Origin of the sequence: Bradyrhizobium sp. USDA 241, assembly GCF_049739505.1 — a bacterium.
Lineage (GTDB): Bacteria > Pseudomonadota > Alphaproteobacteria > Rhizobiales > Xanthobacteraceae > Bradyrhizobium > Bradyrhizobium liaoningense.
On record NZ_JBMGPZ010000004.1, the window covers coordinates 1731876 to 1756803 of the forward strand.

At 64.8% G+C, this 24928-nt stretch carries 16 protein-coding genes and 1 pseudogene; 4 read left to right on the plus strand and 13 right to left on the minus strand.

The window, feature by feature from the left end; genetic code table 11:
* Window positions 1-35: 35 nt before the first annotated feature.
* The 3 genes from ABIF91_RS17935 to ABIF91_RS17945 form a co-directional block, all read right to left on the minus strand.
* A complete protein-coding gene (locus ABIF91_RS17935) occupies window positions 36-1634 on the minus strand; it encodes an ABC transporter substrate-binding protein (protein WP_035673052.1) in 1599 nt (532 codons plus the stop codon).
* Between the two features lie 298 nt (window positions 1635-1932).
* Entirely contained in the window at window positions 1933-3483 is a 1551-nt protein-coding gene (locus ABIF91_RS17940) for an AMP-binding protein (RefSeq protein WP_028178960.1), read from the minus strand.
* 18 nt (window positions 3484-3501) lie between these two features.
* On the minus strand, window positions 3502-4656 hold the full coding sequence (locus ABIF91_RS17945; RefSeq protein ID WP_028178959.1) for an iron-containing alcohol dehydrogenase: 1155 nt from the start codon (window positions 4654-4656) through the stop codon (window positions 3502-3504).
* Window positions 4657-4942: 286 nt separating this feature from the next.
* Here ABIF91_RS17945 and ABIF91_RS17950 point away from each other — a divergent pair, with 286 nt between their 5' ends.
* The gene (locus ABIF91_RS17950; protein WP_028178958.1) at window positions 4943-6148 is read left to right on the plus strand and encodes an efflux RND transporter periplasmic adaptor subunit; all 1206 of its coding nucleotides are present in this window, start codon (window positions 4943-4945) and stop codon (window positions 6146-6148) included.
* Window positions 6145-9309, plus strand: a complete 3165-nt coding sequence (locus tag ABIF91_RS17955; RefSeq protein ID WP_284283073.1) for an efflux RND transporter permease subunit — start codon at window positions 6145-6147, stop codon at window positions 9307-9309. Before ABIF91_RS17950 ends, ABIF91_RS17955 begins: the two co-directional genes overlap by 4 nt.
* Window positions 9310-9768: 459 nt before the next feature.
* Here the strand turns inward: ABIF91_RS17955 and istB are convergent, their stop codons facing one another.
* Entirely contained in the window at window positions 9769-10536 is a 768-nt protein-coding gene (gene istB, locus ABIF91_RS17960; RefSeq protein WP_038952109.1) for an IS21-like element IS1631 family helper ATPase IstB, read from the minus strand.
* A gap of 4 nt (window positions 10537-10540) precedes the next feature.
* Window positions 10541-12298, minus strand: coding sequence for an IS21-like element IS1631 family transposase (istA, locus tag ABIF91_RS17965; RefSeq protein ID WP_100214066.1), 1758 nt, complete (start codon window positions 12296-12298; stop codon window positions 10541-10543).
* Window positions 12299-12401: 103 nt separating this feature from the next.
* Between istA and ABIF91_RS17970 the strand changes: the two are divergent.
* A pseudogene (locus ABIF91_RS17970) lies at window positions 12402-13514 on the plus strand (ABC transporter substrate-binding protein); the annotation flags it as partial.
* 209 nt (window positions 13515-13723) lie between these two features.
* Here ABIF91_RS17970 and ABIF91_RS17975 read toward each other — a convergent pair.
* The 4 genes from ABIF91_RS17975 to ABIF91_RS17990 are packed head-to-tail and all read right to left on the minus strand — an operon-like array spanning window position 13724 to window position 18322.
* On the minus strand, window positions 13724-14110 hold the full coding sequence (locus tag ABIF91_RS17975) for an MAPEG family protein (protein WP_028179938.1): 387 nt from the start codon (window positions 14108-14110) through the stop codon (window positions 13724-13726).
* 27 nt (window positions 14111-14137) lie between these two features.
* A complete protein-coding gene (locus ABIF91_RS17980) occupies window positions 14138-15220 on the minus strand; it encodes a lipocalin-like domain-containing protein (RefSeq protein WP_028179937.1) in 1083 nt (360 codons plus the stop codon).
* Window positions 15210-17672 (minus strand): FtsX-like permease family protein, encoded by a 2463-nt coding sequence (locus ABIF91_RS17985; protein WP_028179936.1) that lies wholly within the window; start codon window positions 17670-17672, stop codon window positions 15210-15212. The genes ABIF91_RS17980 and ABIF91_RS17985 overlap by 11 nt, the downstream gene beginning before the upstream one ends.
* Window positions 17669-18322: an ABC transporter ATP-binding protein gene (locus tag ABIF91_RS17990; RefSeq protein ID WP_028179935.1), complete on the minus strand. Its 654-nt coding sequence runs from the start codon at window positions 18320-18322 to the stop codon at window positions 17669-17671. The genes ABIF91_RS17985 and ABIF91_RS17990 overlap by 4 nt, the downstream gene beginning before the upstream one ends.
* Before the next feature lie 144 nt (window positions 18323-18466).
* Between ABIF91_RS17990 and ABIF91_RS17995 the strand changes: the two genes are divergently transcribed.
* On the plus strand, window positions 18467-19804 hold the full coding sequence (locus tag ABIF91_RS17995) for an MFS transporter (protein WP_028179934.1): 1338 nt from the start codon (window positions 18467-18469) through the stop codon (window positions 19802-19804).
* 285 nt (window positions 19805-20089) lie between these two features.
* Here ABIF91_RS17995 and ABIF91_RS18000 read toward each other — a convergent pair whose 3' ends face one another.
* The 4 genes from ABIF91_RS18000 to ABIF91_RS18015 form a co-directional block, all read right to left on the minus strand.
* Window positions 20090-21805 (minus strand): N-acyl-D-amino-acid deacylase family protein, encoded by a 1716-nt coding sequence (locus tag ABIF91_RS18000; protein ID WP_028179933.1) that lies wholly within the window; start codon window positions 21803-21805, stop codon window positions 20090-20092.
* A gap of 207 nt (window positions 21806-22012) precedes the next feature.
* The gene (locus tag ABIF91_RS18005) at window positions 22013-23218 is read right to left on the minus strand and encodes an MFS transporter (protein WP_028179932.1); all 1206 of its coding nucleotides are present in this window, start codon (window positions 23216-23218) and stop codon (window positions 22013-22015) included.
* 193 nt (window positions 23219-23411) lie between these two features.
* A complete protein-coding gene (locus ABIF91_RS18010) occupies window positions 23412-23585 on the minus strand; it encodes a hypothetical protein (RefSeq protein WP_035674715.1) in 174 nt (57 codons plus the stop codon).
* Window positions 23586-23668: 83 nt separating this feature from the next.
* Entirely contained in the window at window positions 23669-24706 is a 1038-nt protein-coding gene (locus ABIF91_RS18015; RefSeq protein WP_028179931.1) for an MBL fold metallo-hydrolase, read from the minus strand.
* Window positions 24707-24928: the final 222 nt, after the last annotated feature.

The following is a 24928-nucleotide window of genomic DNA, read 5'->3' on the forward strand; positions in this document are numbered from 1 at the left end:
CTCCCGTCGAGCCCGTCAGCCGTCCGCGGCCTGCGCTACTTGTCCAGCCACACGTCCTCGTAGCGATAGCCGTTGTAGGAGCTGTTCGTCATGATGGTGATGCCCTTCACGTAGGGCTGCCAGCAGCTGCCCATGCGGCTGTGGAAGATGATGGGCCGTGCGACGTCCTCCTGCAACTTCTTGTCGATGTCCCAGACCAGCTTCCTGCGCTTCTCGACATTGGTCTCCTGCGACTGCACGTCGAACAGCTTTTCGATCTCCTTGTTGCAGTAATTGGTGTAGTTGCGCTCCGAGCCGCAGGAATAGTTCTCGTAGAACGACTGGTCGGGGTCATCCACCGCGTTGCCGGTCAGATTGAGTCCGATCATGTAGTCCTTGCGCGCGACCTTCGGGAACCAGTTCGCGGTCTCGACGACGTCGAGCTCGCCGTCGATGTAGATGTTCTTGAGCTGGTCGATCAGGATCACCGCGGGATCGCGATAGATCGGGATGTTGCGCGTGGAGACCTTCACGGCGAGATGCTTGTCCGGCCCGTAGCCGGCCTTCTGCATCAGCTTCTTCGCCTCCTCGCGGTTGGCCTTCACGTCGGGGCCATAGCCCGGAATGGTCTCCAGCATCTCCTTCGGCATGCCCCACAGACCGTTCGGCGGCGGCAGCATGGTGCCGCCGATGTCGCCCTGGCCCTCGAACATGATCGAGATGAAAGCCTTGCGGTCGAGCGCCATCGCCATGGCGCGGCGGATGTCGACATTGTCGAACGGGGGCGAAGACGAGTTGACGATGATGTTGGTCGAGACATTGGTCGGCGCGATTTCGCAGATCGCGTTCGGCGCCTGCGACTTGACGTCCTTCACCAGAGGGATCGTCACCTCCGTCGGAAAGGCCATGTCGAACCTGCCGGCCACGAAGGCGAGGATCGCGGTCGAGCGGTTCGGGATGATGGTGAACTCGATGCCGTCGAGATGGGGCCGGCCCTTGCGCCAATAGTCGGGATTGCGGGTCAGCTTGATGGACTCATTGGCCTTGAACTCGACGAACTTGAACGGGCCGGTGCCGATCGGATGGGTGCGCATCTCCGCCGGCGAGACGTGGCAGGGATAGACCGGCGTGTAGCCCGAGGCGAGCAGTGCCAGCAGCGAGGGCTGCGGCCGTTTCAGATTGAAGGAGACCTCGGAGTCGCCGTTGGTCGAGATGTCGACGACCTGATCGTACCAGGACTTGCGCGGGTTCTGCCGGAACTTCTGCTGCGCCTTGCCCATCAGCATGTCGAAGGTGCATTTGACGTCGGCCGAGGTGAACGGCTTGCCGTCGTGCCATTTCACGCCTTGGCGCAGCTTGAAAGTCAGCGTCTTGTTGTCGTTCACCCAGGCCCAGCTCTCGGCGAGCTCGGGGACAATGCTGTCCATGCTGTTCTGAGCCACGTCCTGCTTGTAGATGACGAGGTTGTTGAACACCGGCATGAAGGGAACGTTGAGCGAGTAGGTCGCACCTTCGTGGATCGAAGCATTGCCGGGACTGTCGCGGTGATACATCCGCAGGATACCGCCCTGCTTGGACTCGCCGGCGAGCGTGGCGGTTGAGGCCGTCAGCACAGATAGCGCCGCCATTGCGGCGAGCGCCCACACGCTCCGCATGCTCATCCTCCCTGGACAACGGCCTTTTGCGGCCTGTTTGTCAGACGATAGCGAGGCGCGTGCAGCGAGGCAACCCGCAAGGCCACCCAGCCTCTCGACAATTCGGATGACGGCAGGCTGCGGGGCTTACACTTTCACAATGCGAGAGTGCAGGTGCGAACGGTTCCTGCGCGGGTGTTGGTCCCGACTGCCGCAACAAACTCCACCGTCGTCCCGGACAAGCGCGCCTATGGCACGCTTGCCCGGGACGACAGCAGAGTTTGTGGCGCTTGCCTGCGCGCGCTATCCAGCACGACCCTCACACGATCCGGGAGGCCTTGTTCCCCCAATACCGATCCCGCAGCAGCCGCTTGTACAACTTTCCTGTCGGCAGCCGCGGCAACTCCTTCTCGAAATCGACCGAGCGCGGCACCTTCTGCCGCGACAGCGATTTGGCGCAGAACGCGATCAGCTCTTCTGCGAGAGCCGGCCCCGGCACCACGCCCGGCATCGGTTGCACCACGGCCTTCACCTCCTCGCCGAGATCGGCATTGGGCACGCCGAACACGGCGGCATCCGCCACCTTCGGGTGGGTGATCAAGAGGTTCTCGCATTCCTGCGGATAGATATTCACCCCGCCGGAGATGATCATGAAGGTCGCGCGGTCGGTCAGGTACAGGAAGCGGTCGGCGTCGACATAGCCGACATCGCCGACCGTGCTCATGCTGCCGTCGGCCGAGCGTGCCTCTTTGGTCTTCTCCGGATCGTTGAAATATTCGAACGGCGTTGCCGTCTTGAACCAGACTTGACCGGGGGTGCCGGACGGGCATTCCCGCATGTTCTCATCCAGGATGTGGAGATCGCCGAGCAGCACCTTGCCGACCGTGCCGCGATGGGCGAGCCATTCCTCGCTGTCGCAGGCGGTGAAGCCGAGGCCTTCGGTCGCGCCGTAATATTCGTGGATGATCGGTCCCCACCATTTGATCATGTCGTCCTTGACCAGGGCCGGGCAGGGCGCGGCGGCGTGGATCGCGATCTCCAGCGAGGAAAGGTCGTAGCGGCCACGCACCTCCTCCGGCAACTTCAGCGTGCGCGAGAACATCGTCGGCACCAGCTGCGTGTGGGTGATGCCCCATTGCTCGACGAGCTGGAGGTAACGCTCGGGATCGAAACTCTCCATGATGATCACGGTGCCGCCCATGCGGATCGTGAGGTTCACGGCAGCCTGCGGAGCGGAGTGATAGAGCGGCGCGGGCGACAGATAGACCATGCCTTCCCGGTAGTGCCAGAGCTTCGTCAGAAAATCGAACAGCGGCAGATTGTGCTTCGGCGGCTCCTCCGGCAGGGGCCGCAAGATGCCCTTCGGTCGTCCCGTCGTGCCGGACGAATAGAGCATGGCGGTACCGAGCCACTCGTCGGCGATCGGCGTTTTGGGCAGCTTGGCAGTCACCTCCGCAAGCCCGACGATACGTTCGCTCTCACCGGGGCCGTCGGCGACGATGCAGAGCCTGACGTCGGGGCAGGCCTTGATCGCCTCGCGCGCGATGTCGAGCTTGGCCATGGACGTGATCAGGATCTTCGACTGGCTGTTGACGAGGAGATAGGCGAGCTCGCCCGGCGTCAGGAAGGAGTTGATGCAGGTGTAGTAGAGCCCGGAGCGTTCACCCGCGCCGCAGGCTTCCAGATAGCGCGAATTGTTCTCCATGAAGATCGAGTAGTGATCGAGCCGTCTCAAGCCGTGCTTGCGGAACAGATGCGCCAGCCGATTGTTGCGTGCCTCGAGCTCGCGATAGGTGACGGTCTCGCCCGTCGCCGCCATGATGAAGGCGGGCTGGAGCGGGCGCAGGCGGGCATGCGTACCAGTATACATCGATCCTCCGGCTTTCGATCAGGCGGCAAGAAGCAGGATTTCGCGCACGTCGGCGGGGCCATCGATCTTGCGTGGGTTGCGCGGAATCCAGTTCGTACGCATCGCCTGCTCGGCGATGGCGTCGAAGTGCTGCGGTGACACCCGCACGTCAGCGAGGCTGCGCGGCATGCCGAGCGAGCGGATGAAGGCATCGAGCACATCGGCGGCGTCGTGGCCGGGATCGCCCATGGCGGCCGCGACGATCATCTGGCGCTCGGCATTGTCGCGCGCATTCCATCGCATCACCGCCGGCAGCATGATGCACGAGGTGTAGCCATGCGGTACGTCGAAGGCCGCGCCCAGGACGTAACCGATGCCGTGGCTCGCACCCATCGGCACGCCTGCTGCGAGCGCGCCCATCGACAGCCAGGTCCCGATCTGCGCGTCCATCCGCGCATCGAGATCGGCAGGATCGGCCTTCACCCGCGGCAACGCGTCGGCGAGCATGGCAAGCCCCTTCACCGATTGCGCATCCGCATAGGGGTGGGTCTCGCGCGAGCAGATCGCCTCGACGCAATGATCGACGGCGCGGATGCCGGTGGACAGGAACAGCCATTCCGGCGTGTGCACGGTGATGGCGGGATCGAGGATGGTCGCGCGCGGCACAAGGAGCGGATGCCGCAGCATCTGCTTCACATGCGTGCTGCGGTCGGTGACGCCCGCGATCGCGCTGAACTCGCCGCCGGCGATCGTGGTCGGCACGCTGATCTGCCGCACGGTCGGCGCGGTCATCTCGGGCGCGACACCCTTGTGCACGCGGATGCGCTCGATGCCTTCGATATCACCGATGTCGTTGGCGAGGCAGAGCTGCACCGCCTTGGCGCCGTCGGTGATCGAGCCGCCGCCCACGGTGACGATGAGGTCGGCTTGCGCCTCGCGCGCCGCTTGGGTCGCCGCGATCACCGCCTCACGCGGCGTATGCGCCGGCATGGTGTCGAACAGGCCGGCACAGCGCTCGCCGAGCGCCTGCGTGATCTTCGCAATTTCGTCGGTCTGCCGGTTGAGCGTGCCAGAAACCATCAGGAACGCGCGGCGCGTTCCCAGCCGGTCCATCTGCGCGACGATGGCGCCGGCTGCAGGATGGCCGAACACGACCTCCTCGATCGCGCCGAAAACGACACGTCCCTGGTGCACGCCTGTCCTCCCGGACAATTCGTCTTGTTATTGTAGGGGTAATCTAGCCGAGCCTGCTGTCCCCGTCATGCGCGAAGACGCTGGGGTGGGCTCTCGGCTCCGCTGCTCGTTCTTGCCGGGAGATGGGTGGAAGAAAGCCCTGTCAACCCGCCATCCGGTCAAGGCGCTTGTCCAAGCCTCGCGCGGAGTGCGGTCTTGAAGAGTTCATCATCGCAACACATCTTGTGTCGCCCGCGGGTAGGCGAGTACCCTGCTATTTTCTGCGGCTTTGATGCGAGGACCTGGGATGAGCGGACCTGACGGAAGCGAGCAGTTTGTCAAAAAGCACGATTTCGTTCAGCCTCGGCTCTACGCGATGACAGGCCTTCTCGCTGGGGCATTCGCGCTAGCCGGCTGCGACAAGCCGGCATCACAGGCCGCTGCCCCGCCGCCGGCGCAGGTAACAATCGCCCAGCCGGTCAAGCGCACCGTCACCGATTGGGATGAGTTCACCGGCCGCTTCGAGGCGGTCGAGGAGGTCCAGGTGCGCCCCCGTGTCGGCGGCTTCGTCAACTCGGTCGAATTCCAGGACGGCGCCATCGTGCGTCAGGGCGATCTGCTCTACGTGATCGACCCGCGCCCGTTCGAGGCGGTGGCCACTCAGGCGGAGGGCCAGTTGTCGGATGCACGGGCCAAAGTGGAACTCGCCAAGCGCGAGCTCGATCGCGGCCTCAGCCTGGTACAGACCAGCGCCGTCTCCGAGCAAGTCGTCGATCAGCGCCGCCAGGCCTTGCAGGCCGCGCACGCGGCCGAGATGCAGGCCGAAGGCGCGCTCAAAGCCGCCAAGCTCAACATCGAGTTCACGCATGTCACGGCGCCGCTGACCGGCCGCGTCAGCCGCCACCTCGTCAGCCCCGGCAATCTCGTGCAGGGCAGCGACAACGCAACGTCGACATTGCTGACCTCCATCGTGACGCTCGATCCGATCTACATCAATTTCGACATGGATGAGGCAACGTTCATCAAATACAGCAAGCTGTGGTTCGAAGGTCGTCGCCCGAGCTCGCGCGACACGGCAAACCCGGTGCAAGTGTCTCTCGCCGGCGAGACCAAGCCGTCTCACGAAGGCGCCATCAACTTCCTCGACAATCGCCTCGACGTCTCCACGGGAACGCTGCGCAGCCGCGCGGTGGTCAAGAACACCGATTTGTCGATCCTGCCCGGCCAGTTCGGCCGCGTCCGCCTGATCGCCAGCGCGCCCTATGAGGCGCTGCTGATTCCGGACGCCGCTGTTGCGACCGACCAGTCCCGCAAGATCGTTTTCGTAGTGAAACCTGATGATACGGTGGAGGCGCGCCCTGTCGCGCTCGGGCCGCTCGACGAGGGCCTGCGCGTGATCCGCGAAGGGCTGAAGCCGGACGATCGCGTCATCGTCAGCGGCATCCAGCGCGCCCGCGTCGGTGCCAAGGTCGCCCCGCAGACCGCGCAAACCCCGGCCGGTGGCAAGTCATGAACCTCGGCCGCCTCTCCATCAACCAGCCCATCCTGGCGATGGTGCTGTCGATCGTGCTGCTGATCGTCGGCGCGCTCGCTTACACCACGCTGCCGGTGTCCGAATATCCACAAGTGGTGCCGCCCACCGTGGTCGTCACCACGCAATATCCCGGCGCCTCGGCGCAGACCGTGTCCGACACGGTCGCGGCTCCCATCGAGCAGCAGATCAACGGCGTCGAGGACATGCTGTATCTCTACAGCCAGGCGACCTCGAACGGACAGTTGACGATCACCGTCACCTTCAAGCTCGGCACCGATCTCGACAAGGCTCAGGTGCTGGTGCAGAACCGCGTCGCGATTGCACAGCCGCAATTGCCGGACGAGGTGCAGCGCAACGGCGTCGTCACCCGCAAGAACTCGCCCGACATCCTGATGGTCGTGTTCATGCTGTCGCCGGACGACACCTTCGACCAGCTCTACATATCCAACTACGCGCTGCTTCAGGTCCGCGACCAGCTGCTGCGCATCGACGGCGTCGGCGACATCCAGATTTTCGGCGCGCGCGACTATTCGATGCGGCTGTGGCTCGACCCTGACCGCATCGCCAATCTCGGCCTGACCTCGGCCGAGGTACTGGCCGCGATCCGCGCCCAGAACGTGCAGATCGCAGGCGGCCAGATCGCCGAGCCGCCGATCGCGGACCGCGCCTTCCAGCCGAACCTCACCTTCACCGGACGCCTGAAGGACCAGAAGCAGTTCGAGGACATCCTGATCAAGGCCGGTTCCGACGGTCGCACGGTGCGCCTGCGCGATGTCGCCCGCATCGAGCTCGGCGCACTCGCGTATTCCACCAACAGTTTCCTGCTGCGCAAATCGGCCGTCGCCATGCTGGTGACCCAGCGGCCCGGATCGAACGCGCTCGCGACGGCCAAGAGCATCTCCGACACCATGACGAAGCTCAAGGAGAGCTTTCCGAAAGGTCTCGACTACAACATCGGCTATAATCCGACCGAGTTCATCGCGCAGTCCGTCCACGAGCTGATCAAGACGATCTACGAAGCCATGCTGCTCGTGGTCGTCGTGGTGCTGGTCTTCCTGCAAGGATGGCGGCCCGCGATCATTCCGATCATCGCGATCCCGGTCTCGCTGGTCGGCACCTTCGCGGTGATGGCGGCGCTTGGATTCTCGATCAACAATCTGACCTTGTTCGGACTTGTCCTCGCCGTCGGCATCGTGGTCGATGATGCCATCGTCGTGGTCGAGAACGTCGAGCGCCATCTCGAGCACGGCCTCAGTCGTCGCGATGCGGCGCTGAAGACGATGGAGGAGGTCGGCGGCGCGCTGGTCTCGATCGCACTGGTGCTGTGTGCGGTGTTTGTCCCGACCGCGTTCATCGGCGGCATTTCCGGGCAATTCTTTCAGCAGTTCGCCGTCACCATTGCCGTTGCGACCGCGATCTCCTGCTTCTGCTCGCTGACGCTGTCTCCCGCGCTGGCCTCGCAGATCCTCACGCCGCACGAAGAGAAGCGTCCGCCGGCCGCCTGGAATGTCATCGCGCGCGGCTGGAACGCCTTCACTGGCGTGTTCAACCGCGTATTCGACCGTCTGGCGCATGGCTATGCGGGCCTCGCCAATTTCGTCATCCGCCACTCCGTCGTGATGCTTCTGATCTACGTCGTGCTGATCGGCAGCGCCGGCTGGCTGATCGTGACCACCCCGCAGGGCTTCATCCCCGCGCAGGATCGCGGCTATGTCATCATATCGGTGCAATTGCCGGGCGCCGCTTCGCTGGCGCGCACCACCGAGGTGGTCCGCGAGATCGAGCGCATCTCGCTGGATACGCCGGGCATCATCCGCGTTGCCGCTTTCGCCGGCTTCTCCGGCGCTACGCGCACGCAGGCCGGCAACGCGGCCGCGCTGTTTCCGGTGTTCGACGAGCCTGAGGCGCGGATGAAGAAGGGATTGTCTGCGAACGCCATCACGGTCGAGTTGCGCAAGCGCCTGGCCGCGATCCAGGGCGCCTTCATCATCGTGATTCCGCCGCCGGCTGTGCCCGGCATCGGCACCGGCGGCGGCTTCACCATCCGCATCCAGGACCGCCAGGGTCGCGGGCCTGAGCTGCTCGCCGCGGCCACCGACGAGCTCGTCGCCGCGGCGCGCAAATCGCCCTTGCTGCTCGCTCCGACGGTGTTCTCGCCGTTCAGTGCCAACACGCCGCAGCTCTTCGTCGACATCGACCGCACCAAGGCGCAGAAGCTGGGCGTGCCCATCTCCAACATCAACGATACGATCCAGACCTATTTCGGATCGACCTATGTCAACGACTTCAACCTGTTCGGCCGCACCTACCACGTCACCGCGCAGGCGGACTTCCCGTTCCGGAAAGAGCCCAGCGATCTCGCGCGATTGCGGACGCGCAACGCCAATGGCGACATGGTGATGCTCGGCAGTGTGGTCGAGTTCAAGGACGTGTCCGGCCCCGACCGCGTGGCGCGCTACAATCTCTATGCGGCGTCGGAACTTCAGGGCGAACCGGCACCGGGCGTAAGCTCGACCACCGCGCTCAACACCATCAAGCAGCTCGCGGACGACACGCTGCCGAGCGGCTTCACCTTCGAGTGGACGGACCTGTCCTACCAGCAGATCACTGGCGGCAATGCCGGCCTCTACGTGTTCCCGATCTGCGTGTTGTTCGTCTATCTCGTGCTCGCCGCGCAATATGGCAGCTGGACGCTTCCGTTCGCGGTGATCCTGATCGTGCCGATGTGCCTGTTGGCTGCCACCATCGGCGTGCGCATCATGGGCCAGGACGTCAATATCCTCACCCAGATCGGCTTTGTCGTGCTGGTGGGGCTGGCGGCGAAGAACGCGATCCTGATCGTCGAGTTCGCGCGCGACATCGAGAACGAGGGCAAGCCGCGGCTCGAGGCCGTGATCGAGGCCTGCCGCCTGCGCCTGCGGCCGATCCTGATGACGTCGTTCGCCTTCATCCTCGGCGTGCTGCCGCTGGTGATCTCCAGCGGCTCCGGCTCGGAGATGCGCCAGGCCGTGGGCGTTGCCGTGTTCTTCGGCATGATCGGCGTCACCCTGTTCGGGCTTCTGTTCACGCCGATCTTCTACGTGGTGGTGCGGAACCTCGCGGAAGGGCGGCGGGACAAGAAGCCGGAGGTGGTGGCCTGATTCATTGTGGCCGCCGGCGCGTCCGCACCTTCGGTGTCGTCCCCGCGAACGCGGGGACCCATAACCACAGGGAGGAGTTTGGGGTGACGCTGGCAACTCCGAGTCTTCGCCAAACATCTCCCTGTGGCTATGGGTTCCGGATCTACGCGCGCTTGAGGCGCGCTTGTCCGGGACGACACCGGTAGCTTGGCGCACCCCACCCATACTAACGACCAACGTGAAACGGATGGGCACGCGCGGGGTTCTTCACTAGTATCCGCGCGATTTCAAAACAGAAAACTACTGGGAGCTTAACGAATGAAATCAGCATTTTTGGTCGCCCGCAGCGTCGGCCGTATTGCTCGCCGCGCCGGCCTCCGCGCAAGGCGTCAAGATCGGCATCCTCCCCGCGGGTCACTTCAAATTCCTCCGGGTGTGGTCAGTCAAATTCCTCCACCCGCGAGGCAGGACAAGGGACTGTTAGTTTGAGTTTGTTTCCCGGGCAAGAGCTTCAGCGGCTTCTTTGAGCCGATAGCTGCGTCCGTCGAACTCAAGCAGATGGCAATGATGCATAAGGCGATCGAGGATCGTCGTGCTCATAGTGTTGTCCCCAAGGTATGCCCCCCAATCCTGCACGACGCGATTGGAGGTGACGATGACGCTGCGGCGCAGTTTGTAACGCTGATGGATCAGGGTCTGCAGCAAAGTGCCGGCGTCGTCGGGGATGGCGCGTGCGAGGAATAGATCGTCCAGCACGAGGAGATCGCAGTCGATGATGGTTCGCAGCCGGACCTCGCGTTGTGCCGGAGAGTTCAGGGCGTAGCGGTGGAAGAAGTCGTCGGTCTCAAGATACTGGACCTTGTGGCTTTGCAGGATCGCCTGATAGGCAATCGCCTTGGCGATGTGCGACTTCCCGGTGCCAGGTTTGCCAACAAGCAGAGCGTTCTCGCCAGCGGCAATGAACGCCAGGGTGTGGAGCTGGAAGCAGGTCTGACGTGGCAGTTTGGGATTGAAGGACCAGTCGAACTCGGCGAGCGTCAGCTTTTCGTCGAGCCCGGATTGCTGGTATCGCCGCTCGATAAGACGGGACTGACGACGGTCCAGTTCATCCTGCAGGATAAGGGAGAAGGTCTCGAGGAAGGGCTGGTTGGCGCCCTGCGCCTGGAGCACGCGCGTCTGCAGCGTGTCGCGGACACCCGACAGGCGCAGCTGTCGTAGGCAACGCTCAATTTCCGGCATGGTCATCATGTGGCTAGGTCTCCAGTTTAAGGTGAGAAGGTGCAGCGGGAGCGCTCGTGGCGCCGGAGTTGGCCGGGGTTGCGCAGGCGACACGAGCGCGGATTGCCGTGGCGTGATCGTCGTGAGCCTCGGCCTGCCGACCATTGTCGTCGGCGTCGCGCCGCACAGCGCGGCTGAAGAGGTCGCCGTATTCCGCGGGGGTACGGATCAGCGGATGATCCTGGGTGAGCGGCGATGCCGGCTGTGGCGTCACTCCAACCTGCTCGATCGCCTGTTCGAACAACCGCTCGACGGTCGCACGCACGTGCTTGTAGCGGTAGATGCGGTTGTCGATGGCGTGCGCGCAGGCCTGCTCGACCAGCCGCGCCGGATACTTCCGGCCCAGCCCGACAATGCCCCACATCGCGCGCTGTCCGGGGCGCCCTTCGGTGTCGAACACCTGCTGGCACAAGGCCCTGGTCTGCGGTCCGATGCGCTCGGCGCTCGCCAGCAGCACGGCGGTTTGCCGCGACGGGTTGAACGGCCGTTCGCTGGTCGGCAGGACGACAGAACCGGGGTGCGCCATCCGGGAATGAACACGCAGCAGCGCACGGGTGTGGCGATCACGGATCTCGATCGTGGTGGTGTAGATGCGCACGACGACCTGGCTGCCGATCGGCGCGGGCCGCGCGGCGTAATAGCTGTTGTCGACGCGTACGGTGGTGTCGTCGCAGACAGTCCGGACGACTTCGGTGAAGATGCGGAAGGGAGCGACAGGCAGCGGCCGCAGGTGCGGCTTCTCTTCCTGGAACATCGCCTCGACCTGACGGCGCGTGCTGCCGTGGATGCGTTTGGAAGCCCAGTTCTCCTCCCAGTGCCTCAAGAACTCGTTTTGCGCCTCCAGCGTCTCGAAGCGCCGTCCGGCCAGCGCAGTGCCCTGGGTATGTTGAATCGCATTCTCGACGCATCCTTTCCGATTTGGATCGGCCACGCGCGCGGGATCGGCGACCACGGCGTAATGAGCCAGCATCGCGCTGTAAATCGGGTTGAGCTGGGGCTCGTACAAATCCGGCTTGAGGACGCCTTCCTTCAGGTTGTCGAGCACGACATAGCTGGGGACCCCGCCAAAATACCGGAACGCCTCTTCGTGGAGCTGCGCCCAGACTTGTTGGCTGGACTTCCAGACTACCCGCCGGAAGCTGCGCCGCGAGTAGCGTAGCGTCATCACGAACAGGCGGGGACGACGGTACCGCCCGCTCTTCGGATCAACCGTCGGCGCGCCCTCGCCATAGTCGACCTGAGCTTCCTCGCCGGGGAGGAACTCAAGACGATCAAACTGCTCAGGATCAGCGTGCCGCAACCGGCGCACAAACCGCTTGACACTCTGGTAGCTGGACGGAAAGCCAAATTGATCAACCAGGTCCTGGTAAATCGCCTGCGCGTTCCGCTTCAGCCGGACCTGTTCTTCGATCCACGTCCGATGCGCTTCGCAAGCCGAACGGGCCAGGCTGCTGGTGACCGTCGCTTCCGATGTCCCAAAAGCCGGTGGTCGGGGTGGAGGAATTTGGCCGTCCGCGCTCACCGAGCCGGTGGTCACTTCCCCGGGGGAATTTGCCTCCGCACCGGCCCGCAGCGCCTGATAACGCCGGATCGTCTTGCGATCGACACCCGTCAGCCGGTGAATCTCGCGCTGGCTGGTGTTGCGATCAAGTAATGTAAGTACGGTGCTTTGCAGATGTCGCTTCAAGACGTTCAACTCCCCGGCCCCTTGCTGGCTAAAGGGGTCGAACATAAACGTCCTGCCTGACCGGCTACTGCTGTTCAGCGGCGCTGACGGCGATCATCAGGTGGGGGAGTTTCAAGTGACCATACCCGGGGGATTTTGACCGACCCACGGGGTCCTCAACGATCAGTCCGGCGTCTATGCAGACTACGGCGGCAAATGGTCGGTCGAAGCGGCCAGGATGGCGATCGAGGATTTCGGCGGCGAGGTACTCGGCCAGAAGATCGAGCTCATCACCGCCGACCACCAGAACAAGCCGGATCTCGCCAGCTCGATCGCGCGGCGCTGGTACGACGTCGAGAACGTCGACATGATCACGGAGCTGACGACCTCCTCGGTTGCGCTCGCGATCCACGAGCTTTCCAAGGAAAAGAAGAAGATCGACATCGTCGTCGGTGCCGCAACCTCGCGCCTCACCGGCGACGCCTGCCAGCCCTACGGCTTCCACTGGGCCTACGACACCCATGCGCTCGGCGTCGGCACCGGCGGCGCACTGACCAAGGCCGGCGGCGACACCTGGTTCTTCCTCACCGCGGATTACGCCTTCGGCTATGCGCTGGAGAAGGACACCAGCGAGATCGTCACGGCCAATGGCGGCAAGGTCGTCGGCTCGGTTCGCGTGCCGCTCAACTCCTCGGACTTCTCCTCCTTCCTGCTCCAGGCGCAGAGCTCGAAGGCGAAGATCGTGGGCCTCGCCAATGCCGGCCTCGACACCACCAACTCGATCAAGCAGGCGTCCGAGTTCGGCATCGTCTCCGGCGGCCAGAAGCTCGCGGGCCTCTTGATGACGCTCGCCGAAGTAAACGGCCTCGGTCTCCAGGCCGCGCAAGGCCTGGTGCTGACCGAAGGCTATTACTGGGATCTCAACGACAAGACGCGCAATCTCGGCGAACGCTTCCTCAAGCGCACCGGACGGATGCCGAGCATGATCCATGCCGGCACCTATTCGGCGACGCTGAGCTATCTGAAGGCCGTCAAGGCCGCCGGCACCAAGGATCCGGATGCCGTCGCCAAGAAGCTGAAGGAGCTGCCGGTCGACGACGACTTCGCGCAAGGCGGCAAGGTGCTGGAGAACGGCCGCATGGTCCACGACATGTATCTGTTCGAGGTCAAGAAGCCGTCGGAGTCGAAGAAGCCGTGGGACTATTACAAGCTGCTCGCCACCGTCCCCGGCGACAAGGCCTTCTTCACCGCCAAGGAAAGCGGCTGCCCGCTGACGAAGTAGGGAAGTGGCACAGCGAGCGCCATACACTCGGTGTCATCCCCGCCCAGTGCGCAATTGCGCACGGGAGCGGGGATCCATAACCCCAGGGAGACGTGTGGCGCGAGATGCCCACTCCGAGTCTTCGCAAAACGACTTACTGTGGGTATGGATCCCGGATCTTCGCTGCGCTCGTCCGGGACGACAGCGGAATGTATGGGCGGCGGATTGCCTCACACCATCCGCAACACCACAGCTCCCAGCGTTCCCACCCACAACGCCATGGCGGCGAGGCTCTGGATCGCGAAACCGGTGCCGCGCTTGGCCGCCGCCTTCGAATAGCCGACGAAATAGACGATACGGCCGATAATCCAGACCACGCCGATGCCCGCCGCGATGGCGTCGCTGATATAGATCGCGAACAGCCACAGCGCCGGCAGGAAGATCGGCATCCATTCCAGCGTGTTCATCTGGATGCGGAAGGCCCGTTCGAAATCCGGATGGCCCGACATCGCCGGGACCTTGACGCCGGTCGCGGTACGCGAGCGCGACACATTGATGCAGGTGAAGAAATAAAACGCGATCGCCAACAGCGTGACGAGGGCGGTGAGATGATACATCGCTAGTCCCTTCGAAGAGGTCGCGCTTCAATACCCTGTCAGCTCGAGATAGCCAACGCCGTCATGCGTGCCGGCAAAGCTGATCGGTCCTTCCCAATAGGAGAAGCCGGTCCCCATCCAGGCCTTGGAATTGAGTGGCTTGCAAGCAATCGAGAACGATCGCGAGGGGATCGCGATCTGCCATTCCACCGGCAGCTTGCGTCCCGCGACATCCGCGGTGGCGCTTGGCATCATCTGGATGTCGCCTCCTGCGATCATCTGCGTCCCGCCTGTGGCGCTGATCCAGTTGCCGAATGGATAATCCTTGCCGTCCTTCTGCCGCAGCCGGTACAGCATCAGCTTGTCGCCAGACGCAAGATGCAGCGAGAGCCAGTCCCAGCCGGTCTGGTCGGCATCGAGCGGCTGGCTGCTCCACTCCCTGTCCATCCAGGCCTGGCCCGAGACGTCGACCGGCCTGTCGTCGATGGTGAGCGTGCCGCGCGCGCGGTAGAACGGCTGGCTGTAATAGTAGGACGCCTGCCCGCGCTCGGACTTGCGGCTGTAACCGCCATCGCCCTGCAGGACCACCGGACGATCGGCCTCCAGCGTCAATGCGTAGCTGAAATCGGTGCCGGACGCCTTTAGCGTCAGCGGCGCCAGTGTGCGATCGTCGGTGCGCTCTAGGCCCTTCATCTCCCAGTCGTCGATCCAGGCATCGAACGGCTTGGCCGTCACGCCGGCCTGCCCGACGCCGCCGCGCGAAAACGTTTCGTTGAAGCGGTGGGTGTCGGCGCGCGTCACCGCGGCATGCGCCATCCACACCTGCTGATTGGCCCAGCTTTCGCCTTGTGGACCCGGCTGCGCAGCCTGGCGGAACAGCGTCCATTGCAGGCCGCAAGCTGCGCCGCTGCCATCGACGAGGTTTGCCGTGAGATACCACCACTCGATGCGAAAGTCCGGATGCGGCCCGTGATCGGCGGGAAAGGTGAATGTCTTTCTCGGCGTGACCTTGGCAAAGCCGTCGGCGGTCTCGCCGAGCCCGGCATAGCCCTGCGCGCCGGCGCGCCGCGCGAGAGCGAGAGCGGCGATGCCGGCGGCGAAGGCGCGCCGCGAGATCCGGTCAGCGCTCATTGGCAAACACCTTGACGAGAGTCGCCGGCTGCATCCGCGCCAGCCGCAGCATCGGCAGCAAGGCGGCCACCAGCGAAGCGAGCAGTGCGACCACGACCAGCTCGACCAATTGCAGCGGAAACACGTGGAACGGCAGCCGCCAGCCGAATGCCTTCACATTGACGATCGCAATCAGGCACCACGCCACCAGCAGGCCGAGCGGCACCGCCAGCAGGGACGTGAACAGTGCGACCGAAAGCGTCTTGGTCAGCTCGATCGCGGCAAGGCGCGGCCGCGTGACGCCGATCGCCCACAGCGGGGCGAGCTGCGGCAGGCGGGAATTCGCCAGCGTCAGCAGGCTGGTCAGCAGCGCGATGCCGGCGACGCCGAGCGTGAAGGCGTTCAGCGCGGAGGTCACGGCGAAGGTGCGATTGAAGATGCGGATCGATTCCGCCTTCACCGTCGCCTGGTCGGCGACGCTGCGGTCGTCGAGCGCAAACTGCTTCTGCAGGGCCGCGATCAGGCCGGGGATATTTTCCTTGGCGACGATCAGGCCCATCCGCGTCTGCGGCGTCTGCGGAAATTGCCGGATCAGCGCCGCGACATTCACGGCCAGCTGCCCCCTGGGATTGCCGTAATCGGCATAGATGCCGACGATGTCGAGCTCCCAGGTGCCGCCCGGCGCCGGCACTTCGATCACGTCACCGAGGCGCACATTCAGCCGGCGGCTCAACTGCTCGCTGATGAAGGCGGCATTGCCCGGCACCAGCCGGGTCCAGGCGCGCGGCGCGGCTTGCAGCAGCGGCCAGCGCTCGCGATACAGCGCGTGATCGGGCAGGCCCAGCAGCTCGACCGGCTGGCCTTGAATCTGCGCTTCCGCACGTCCGCCCGAGAGGATGGCCTGGACGTCGCTGCGCTGCTTCAGCCAGCTGCGGATCGCAACGCCCTGCGCATTGTCGGACGCGCTGATGTAGACGTCGGCGGCGAGCCGCCCGTCGAGCCAGCCGATGAAGGTGCGGCTGAAGGTCTCCACCATGGTGGACACCCCGACATTGACGGCGAGCGCGAGCAGCAGCGCCATCAGGGCGAGCGACAATCCGGAAAGCTGTTGCCGGCTGTCCGCCCAGAACCACAGCGCAAGCGGGCCACGCGCGACGCGCTGGCCGGCGAGCAGGATGATGTCGAGGAAGGCCGGCAGGATCAGCGCCGCACCTAACATCAGGGCCGCGAGCACGCCAAAGCCCGCGATCAGCGATTGCCCGTAGTGGAGCAGCAACAGGGCGACCGCGAACACGGCGCAGGCCGCGCAGCTCTGCAGGACCAGCCAGCGGCGTTGCCGTTGCTGCCAGGCGCGCGGCTGGGCGGTTGCCAGCACCGGCATCCTGATCGCCTTGATCAGGCTTGTTGCGGCCGCCACCAGCGCGCCCGCCACGCTGATGCCGATGCCGGCGAGCCACCATTCGCCTCGCAGGCTGAGCTGCCCCGGAATCTGCGCGCCATAGAGCCCGCGCAGCGAAGCGGCGACGTCGGGCAGCAGGGCAGCCGCGATGAAATAGCCGCAAGCGAGCCCGATCAGCCCGGCGATCAGCGCCAGTGCCACCAGCTCGATCACCAGCACCGTGTTGACCAGCCGCGCCGAGGCGCCGCAGGCGCGCAAGGTCCGCAGCATCGGCAGCCGCTGCTCGAAGGCGAGGCCGACGGCCGAGTTGACGATGAACAGGCCGACGAAGAACGACAACAGGCCGAACGCGGTGAGATTGAGATGGAAACTGTCGGTGAGGTGCTCCAGCTCCGTCTCGGCATCCGGCTCGACTCGCTGCAACTGCTCGCCAACGATGCTGGCCAGCGGTGCCGGCTTGCCCTTCGGCTTGCCGATCAGGAGCCGGGACACCTGATCCGGCTTTTTGAGGAGGCGCTGTGCCACGCCGATATCGACCACGAGCACATCAGGCACGAGCTGCGGCAGCACGCGCAGCGGCGGCAGCTTTGCGCCATCGCTGATCGCCGGCGCCGCGCCTTCCGCCTCCTTCAGGTCGGCCAGCGTCTCCCGCGCCGCCAGCGTCTGGCCCGGCGGCGCAACGAAGCTGCTCAGATCCGAGGCGCCGAGCCGCGGCGCGTTGCCGACATCGGCCGGCAGCGTCACCGGCTCGATGCCGAGCAGCCGCACCGAGCGGCCGTTGATCTGGACCCGCCCCTCCAGCACCGGCGAGACCGGCCAGCCCGCGCGCCGGAGCTTGACGAACAGCTCCTGGGAAAAGGTTGCCGCCTTTGGCGCCACCAGCATCGCCGTGCGCGCGCCGCCGAACGTCGCCGCGGCACGGTCATAGGCATTGCGGGCCTGCTGGTTGATTGCCTGCACGCCGCTCCACAGCGCGGTCGCCGCGATCAGCCCGATCAGCAGCGTGGCGAACTGCATCTTGTGACGCCGCCAATGGCTGAGCAGCACGGCGAGGATCCACAGCGCGCGCCTCATGCGATGCGTCCCGCATGCAAGGTGAGGTGACGGTCGAGCGTCGCAGCCAGATGCAGGCTGTGCGTCACCATCAGGAAGCCGCAGCCGGTGCGCGCGACGAGGTCGCGCGTCAGCGCCAGCACGTCCTCGGCGGTGGCCTCGTCCAGATTGCCGGTCGGTTCGTCCGCGAGCAGCAGCGAGGGCTTTGTCGCCAGCGCGCGGCCGATCGCGACCCGTTGTTGCTGGCCGCCTGATATTTGCTCTGGATAACGCTTGAGCAGGCTGCCGAGTCCGAGCCGATCGACAAGCTCCTTGATCCAGGCCCCGTCATGCCGGCCGGCGATCCGGGCCTGGAAGGCGAGATTGTCCGCGACCGAGAGGCTCGGGATCAGGTTGAATTGCTGGAAGACCAGCCCGATGCGATCCCGCCGCAAGCTGGCGCGTCCCGCATCCGACAGCTTGGTGACCTCGATCTCCTCCAGCCGGATCGTGCCGGCGTCGGCCGCATCGAGCCCCGCGATCAGATGCAGCAATGTGCTCTTGCCGCTGCCGGACTCGCCGGTCAGCGCGACGCGTTCGCCGTGCCTGAGGTCGAGATCGACGCCGCGCAGCACATGGACCGGCTCGCCGGCCGAGGAGAACGTCTTAGACAGATTTCGGATGCTCAGCACGATGAATGGCGCCGGACGGAATTAACGGAATTGCTGCGTAGCACACTTGCTGCGGAAATGCCGGGTTGCGTTGGTTGTGAAGCCGTTGTTAGCTTCCAAGACGGCCAAATCAAAAAAGTGCCAAAAAGACATACGGGGAGATTCATGAGCGCTCAGGGAACGCCAGCAGTGGCGGGCAGGACGGCAGGGCAATCCAAGGCAACGCCGAAGGGCGCCTGGACCATTACATTTCTCCTCTTTCTCTTCATGGTGGTGAACTTCGCAGACAAGATCGTCGTCGGTCTCGCCGGCGTGCCGATCATGACCGACATGAAGCTCAGCGCCGAGCAATTCGGCCTGCTCGGGTCTTCTTTCTTCTTCCTGTTCTCGATCTCCGCCATCGTGGTCGGCTTCATCGTCAACAAGGTGCCGACGCGCTGGGTGCTGCTTGCTCTGGCCGTCATCTGGGCGCTGGCGCAATTTCCGATGGTCGGCACCGTTTCCTTCACCACGCTCCTGATCTGCCGCATTGTGCTGGGCGCCGGCGAAGGCCCGGCCTTCTCGGTCGCCGCGCACGCCATCTACAAATGGTTCCCCGACGAGAAGCGCACGCTGCCGACCGCGATCCTGTCGCAGGGTTCGGCCTTCGGCGTCATCCTCGCGGTGCCGGCGCTGAACTGGATCATCGTCAACCATTCCTGGCACTATGCCTTCGGGGCGCTCGGAATCGTCGGCCTGATCTGGGTTGCGGCCTGGCTCGCGCTCGGCAAGGAAGGGCCGCTGGAGGACACGCAAGTCTCGGCCGCGGCCGAGCCGAAGATCCCCTATTTGCAGCTTCTCACCTCGCGCACTTTCATCGGCTGCGTCGCCGCAACGTTCGGCGCCTATTGGGCGCTGTCGCTCGGCCTGACCTGGTTCACGCCGTTCATCGTCAAGGGGCTCGGCTTCTCACAGAGCCAGGCCGGCTTCATCTCGGTCCTGCCCTGGGTGTTCGGCGCCACCATCGTCATCCTCACCGGCTGGATCTCGCAGGTGATGGTGGCGCGCGGCTACAACACCCGTGCGGCGCGCGGCGTGCTCGGCTCGGTGCCGCTGGTGATCGGTGGGCTGATCCTGGCGATGATGCCGCATGTCCAGGGCGCCGGTCTCCAGATCGCGTTGCTTGTGGTCGGCTCGGGTCTGTGCGGGGCGATCTATGTCGTCTGCCCGCCCATGCTCGGCGAATTCACGCCGACGTCGCAGCGCGGCGCGATCCTCGCGATCTACGGTGCGCTCTACACGCTCGCCGGCATCATCGCGCCGGCCGTGATGGGGGCCACGATCCAGCGTGCCGGCAGCACGATCGACGGCTACATGACCGGCTTCACCATCAACGCCGTGATCATGGTCGGCTCCGGCCTGCTCGGACTGCTCCTGCTCTGGCCGAACACGGAGAAGGCCAGGCTGACACGCGGTGCCGCTTCGCAGGCGGCGGCACTGAAGGGCGTGGTGTCGCCGACGTAGGGCGAGGCTCTCCTGCCCTCCCCTGGAGGGCAGGGCTATCGTATATGGAAGCGCGGCGGGAAACTCGCCTGCGGCCATCCTTCGAGACGCCCGCCTCCGGCGGGCCCTCAGGATGAGGGCGGAGTGTGCAGCGGCAGTTTCAAAGGACACCGCTCTAGCGAAGCCTCATCCTGAGGAGACCGCGGAGCGGTCGTCTCGAAGGACGAGGCGCTTGCTCAGACCTTTCCGAGAGATCACATGCGATTCCCCTCCCCTTCCAGGGAGGGTAGCAAGGCGCCCGTCTCGCTAATTCATCCCCCGCGCACCGCGAATCAGTTTCCCCGGCCGCCGCCCCGTGGCCTCACCCTGTCGCCGCGTCACCACGCCCGACACGATGGTCGCCTCGTAGCCGTCGACATCCTGCAGCAACCTCCGCCCGCCAACGGGCAGATCGTAATGCACCTTCGGCGGATGCAGATGCAGTCGGTCGTAGTCGATCACGTTGACGTCAGCTTTATAGCCCGGAGCAATAAGCCCGCGGTCGGTGAGACCGACCGAGAGCGCGGTCTTGCGCGACTGCGCCGCGACCACGAACGGGATCGTGAGCTTCTCGCCGCGCTTGCGGTCGCGCGTCCAGTGCGTCAGCAGATAGGTCGGGAAGCTCGCATCGCAGATGATGCCGCAATGCGCGCCGCCGTCGGACAGGCCCGGCACCGATTGCGGATCGAGCAGCATCTCGCGCGTCGCGTCGAGATTGCCGTCGGAATAGTTGAGGAATGGCACGTAGAGCATGCCGCGGCCCTCGTCCGACAGCATGGCGTCATAGGCGAGCTCTTCCGGCCGACGCCCCTGCCTGCGCGCCTGCGGTCCCAGCGCGTTCTCCGGCGGCTGCTCGTAGTCGGGGGGATCGCCGAGCAGGAACATCTTGTCGTAGTCGGGACGGAAGAACAGCGGATCGTCGGTCGCGGTCGCCGTCTCGCTCAGGATCGCCTTGCGCACATCGGGCTGGCGCAGACGCGCCAGCCGCTCCTGCAGCGGCAGATGGGCGATCGCCCTGTAGCTCGGATGGGTCTGGAAAGGGTTGCGCGATAGCTCGAGCCCGAGCAGGAGCCCGACAGGGCGCGCCGCAATCTGCGCGGTGATGGAGAGGCCGCGCCGCGCTGCCGCATTGATCTCGTCCAGCGTCTGGCGCCAGCGTTGCGGTGCCTTGTCGTTCTGCGTGATCGAGAACGAGATCGGGCATTTCGTCGAGTCAGCGACCCGCAGCATCATCGGCAGGTCTTCGTGTATGGTGGAGAGGTCGAGCACGAATTGCAGCACGCTGCGGCCCTGCCGGTGCATCGCGCCGGCAATCGCGGTGAGCTCGTCCTCGCCTGCTTTCAGCGTCGGCGTGAAATCGCCGGTCGAGGTGCGGTGGTTGAGCGTGCGCGAGGTTGAGAAGCCGAGCGCGCCGGATCGCACCGCCTCGCCCGCGAGCTTTGCCATCGCCGCATTGTCCTCCGCGGTCGAGGGATCGCGGCGCGCGCCGCGCTCGCCCATGACGTAGACGCGCAGCGCCGCATGCGGCAGTTGCGCGCCGACATCGATGTCGAAATCGCGCCTGGAGAGCCAGTCCATGTAATCCGGAAAGCTCTCCCAGGCCCAGGGAATGCCGGCGCTCAGCACCGGCTCCGGAATGTCCTCGACGCCTTCCATGAGCTGGATCAGGCGGGTTTGGTCAGCAGGCCTGCACGGCGCAAAGCCGACGCCGCAATTACCCATGATCGCCGTGGTGACGCCGTTCTGTGAGGATGGCGTGATGTCCTGGCTCCAGGTGACCTGCCCGTCGTAGTGCGTGTGCACGTCGACGAAGCCCGGCGTCACCAGTTTTCCGCGCGCGTCGATCTCTTCGCGGCCTGTGCCTGCGACCTTCCCGACCTCGCTGATCTTCCCGCCGCTGATGGCGACGTCGGCCTCGAACAGTTCGCCGCCGCTTCCATCCGCGACAGTGCCGCCACGGATCACGAGATCAGGGGTGCTCATGTGTTTCTTCCCGCTTTGTTGTTTTGCTTTTCTCTATCCGTCGTCCCGGACAAGCGAAGCGCAGATCCGGGGCCCATATCCACAGGGAGACGTTTTGCGAAGATTCGTAGTGACCAGTCTTGCGCTGCGATTCCTCCCTGTGGCTATGGGTCCCTGCGCCTCGTGCGCAATTGCGCACTCGGAAGGGACGACGGTTGAATTTGTAGCTCAAGCCTTGGCCGGCTTCCGTTCCGTGAACGGCGACAGCACCACCGTCGCCACCATGAAGATCACGGACGCGCCGAACACCCAGTGCGGTGCGTTCTGGTCCATGATCCAGCCGAACAGCAGCGGTGAGACGATGCCGCCGATATTGAAACCGGTGGAGACGATGCCGAAGGCGCGCCCCGCAGCGCCGGCGGGCGCCGCATTGCGCACCAGCATGTCGCGCGAGGGCGCGATCACGCCGGAGAGGAAGCCCGCGGTCGCCATCGTGGCGGTCAGCGCCCAGCCCGGCAGCGTCACCAGCGCGATCAGCAGCACGATTGCCGCGTTCGCCGCAAAGCATGCCGCCGCGACATAGCCGTGACGCTCGGTGTGGTCGGCGAGGAAGCCGCCCGCGAGCACGCCGATGGCACTGGCGCCCAGGAACGCCGTCAGCGCGATGTTGGCGGCGGAGTAAGAGGCGCCGTAGCCGCTCATCAGCGCCACCACGCCGAAATTGTTGATGCCGGCGACCGACAGGCTGAGCAGCATGAACAGCGCGGTCAGGGTGATCAGCGCCGGCGTGATCACCGCCTGCTTCGGCGCGCTCTCGCCGCCCGGCTTCTTCTTGTGCGCGCCGGCGTCCGGAATGTTCATGACGATCAGCAGCAGCGCGACTGCGACACCAACCGCGCCGGACGCGATCAGCGCCCCGGCGCCACCGGACAATGGGACGAGCGCTGCGACGATGGCCGGCGCCACCGCACCGCCGAGAAAGCCGGCAAAGGTATGAATCGAGAAGGCGCGGCCCATCCGCGCCTCGTCCATGTGCTCGGCCAGAATCGCGTAATCGGCGGGATGGTAGACGCTGTTGGCGAGGCCGAGCAGCACGGCGCAGGCGATCAGCGAGGCGTAGCTGAGGTGCAGCCCGAGCAGGATCAGCGCGACACCGCCCAGCGTCAGCCCGGCCAGCAAAATCCTGCGCGCACCGAAATGGTCGACCAGATAGCCCGTCGGCGCCTGCGTCAGGCCGGACACCACGGCAAACACGGTGAGCGCGAAGCCGAGCTCGATATAGCCGACGCCGAGCTGGCTCTTGAGAAACGGGAACAGCATCGGCAGCACCAGCAGATGGAAATGGCTGACCCAATGCGCAATCGAGATTCCGGTCAGCGTGCGCAGCGCACTGTCCGCCTTGCCTTGCTGCGGTGCGGCGAGAACGTCGACCATTGCAGTTCCGTTTCACTCCCGATGGAGGCGCAAACTATCGGGGAGAGCGGTTATTTGTCCATGAACGCAGGCGCATGGCAGCTAGCGAGGACGCTGCAATCTCGATGATTGCTCGGCGGTGCAGTGTGGCACACTGCGCTCCCTTTCCCGCAAGGGGGAGAGTACGCACCATTCGCGATGCAGCTTCATGCCCTCACAACGGGTCGTCATCCGGCCCGTAGCGGTCGCGCTTCGGTGTTGCGATATCGCCGTCTTCGTAATCGTCGTCATCGATCTCGCGCGGTGGCAGAGGCTTCTTCGCCTTGTCGTCCGCCGACCTGTTCTCGGCGGTCTTGGGCGGCTCGCTCGGCTTGCCAGTCTTGGCCATGATTGGTCCCGGATGGTGATGCTGAACCCGATCCTATCCGGAAAATGCTTGCAGCGCCTGACCTATCGCAAGCCGATGGCCGTTCAGTGCAGCACCGGCCCGCCCGCCTTCTTCCAGGCATCGATGCCGCCGGCGATATGGGCGGTGTTGAGAAGTCCCGCTTCCTTCGCAGCCGCAACCGCCATCGCCGAGCGTTCGCCGAAGGCGCAGAAGAACACCACACGGCGGCCGGTGGCGGCCGCGACCTCGCGCAGCATGCCGCCGGGCTTGAGGCTCTCCTCGACGGAGGGATAGGGCGTGTGCAGCGCGCCTTCGAGCGTGCCGTGCTTCAGCCGCTCGTTGGTCTCGCGCAGGTCGACCAGCAGGATGTCAGGCCGGCCGAGCGCGCGGATCGCCTCGACGGCGCTGAGCGCGCGGCCTTCCTTTTCCAGCTCCTCCTGATGCAGGCCGACATGCATGTTGGCGGGCACCGCCACGTCCATCATCTTCGGATTGGGCAGCTTCAGGTTCGCCATCAACTCGATATATTCGTCCACCGAGCGCACCTGGAGCCGCGGATTGAAGCGCTTCTCCTCGCCGATGGTGGAGACGGTGTCGCCCTTGTAGTCATGCGCCGGGAACACCATCGTCTCGTCCGGCAGCTTGAGCAGGCGGTTGAAGATCGAATCATACTGGGCGCGCGAGGATCCGTTCTGGAAATCGGTGCGGCCGGTGCCGCGGATCAGAAGCGTGTCGCCGGTGAAGACGCGGTCGCCCATCAGATAGGAATAGGAATCGTCGGTGTGACCCGGCGTGTACATCACGTCGAGCGACAGGCCCTCGATCGTCACCTTGTCGCCATCGGCCACCCGCATCGCCACCACGTCGGCCTTGGTCTGGTCGCCCATCACGGTCATGCAATGGGTGCGGTCGCGCAGCTCGCCGAGGCCGGTGACGTGGTCGGCATGCAGATGGGTATCCACTGCCTTCACCAGCTTGAGGTCGAGCTCGCGCAGCAATTGGCAGTAGCGGTCGACCTTTTCCAGCACGGGATCCAGGATGAGCGCCTCGCCGCCGGCGCGGCTGGCCAAGAGATAGCTGTAGGTGCCCGAAACGCTGTCGAAGAGCTGACGGAAGATCATGGCTTTGACCCGGCGTGGAACTGATTTCGACGATTCTACTACGCCCGGGGCCGGAAGAAGCAATTCACTGTGTGAATGGTAATATTTGGAAGATTTTTATTGTGAGGCGGGTGACGGTGCGGGTGCAACCGGTCCCACAAACTCAGTGTCGTCCCCGCGAAGGCGGGGACCCATAACCACAGGGAGTAGTTGCGGGCGTAACTGGTAACTCCGGGTCATCGC

Coding starts and splice junctions, on each gene's coding strand:
- ABIF91_RS17935 (WP_035673052.1), bottom strand. CDS start 1,634: ATGCGGAGCGTGTGGGCGCTCGCCGCAATGGCGGCGCTATCTGTGCTG.
- ABIF91_RS17940 (WP_028178960.1), bottom strand. CDS start 3,483: ATGTATACTGGTACGCATGCCCGCCTGCGCCCGCTCCAGCCCGCCTTC.
- ABIF91_RS17950 (WP_028178958.1), top strand. CDS start 4,943: ATGAGCGGACCTGACGGAAGCGAGCAGTTTGTCAAAAAGCACGATTTC.
- ABIF91_RS17955 (WP_284283073.1), top strand. CDS start 6,145: ATGAACCTCGGCCGCCTCTCCATCAACCAGCCCATCCTGGCGATGGTG.
- istB (WP_038952109.1), bottom strand. CDS start 10,536: ATGATGACCATGCCGGAAATTGAGCGTTGCCTACGACAGCTGCGCCTG.
- istA (WP_100214066.1), bottom strand. CDS start 12,298: ATGTTCGACCCCTTTAGCCAGCAAGGGGCCGGGGAGTTGAACGTCTTG.
- ABIF91_RS17975 (WP_028179938.1), bottom strand. CDS start 14,110: ATGTATCATCTCACCGCCCTCGTCACGCTGTTGGCGATCGCGTTTTAT.
- ABIF91_RS17980 (WP_028179937.1), bottom strand. CDS start 15,220: ATGAGCGCTGACCGGATCTCGCGGCGCGCCTTCGCCGCCGGCATCGCC.
- ABIF91_RS17985 (WP_028179936.1), bottom strand. CDS start 17,672: ATGAGGCGCGCGCTGTGGATCCTCGCCGTGCTGCTCAGCCATTGGCGG.
- ABIF91_RS17995 (WP_028179934.1), top strand. CDS start 18,467: ATGAGCGCTCAGGGAACGCCAGCAGTGGCGGGCAGGACGGCAGGGCAA.
- ABIF91_RS18000 (WP_028179933.1), bottom strand. CDS start 21,805: ATGAGCACCCCTGATCTCGTGATCCGTGGCGGCACTGTCGCGGATGGA.
- ABIF91_RS18005 (WP_028179932.1), bottom strand. CDS start 23,218: ATGGTCGACGTTCTCGCCGCACCGCAGCAAGGCAAGGCGGACAGTGCG.
- ABIF91_RS18010 (WP_035674715.1), bottom strand. CDS start 23,585: ATGGCCAAGACTGGCAAGCCGAGCGAGCCGCCCAAGACCGCCGAGAAC.
- ABIF91_RS18015 (WP_028179931.1), bottom strand. CDS start 24,706: ATGATCTTCCGTCAGCTCTTCGACAGCGTTTCGGGCACCTACAGCTAT.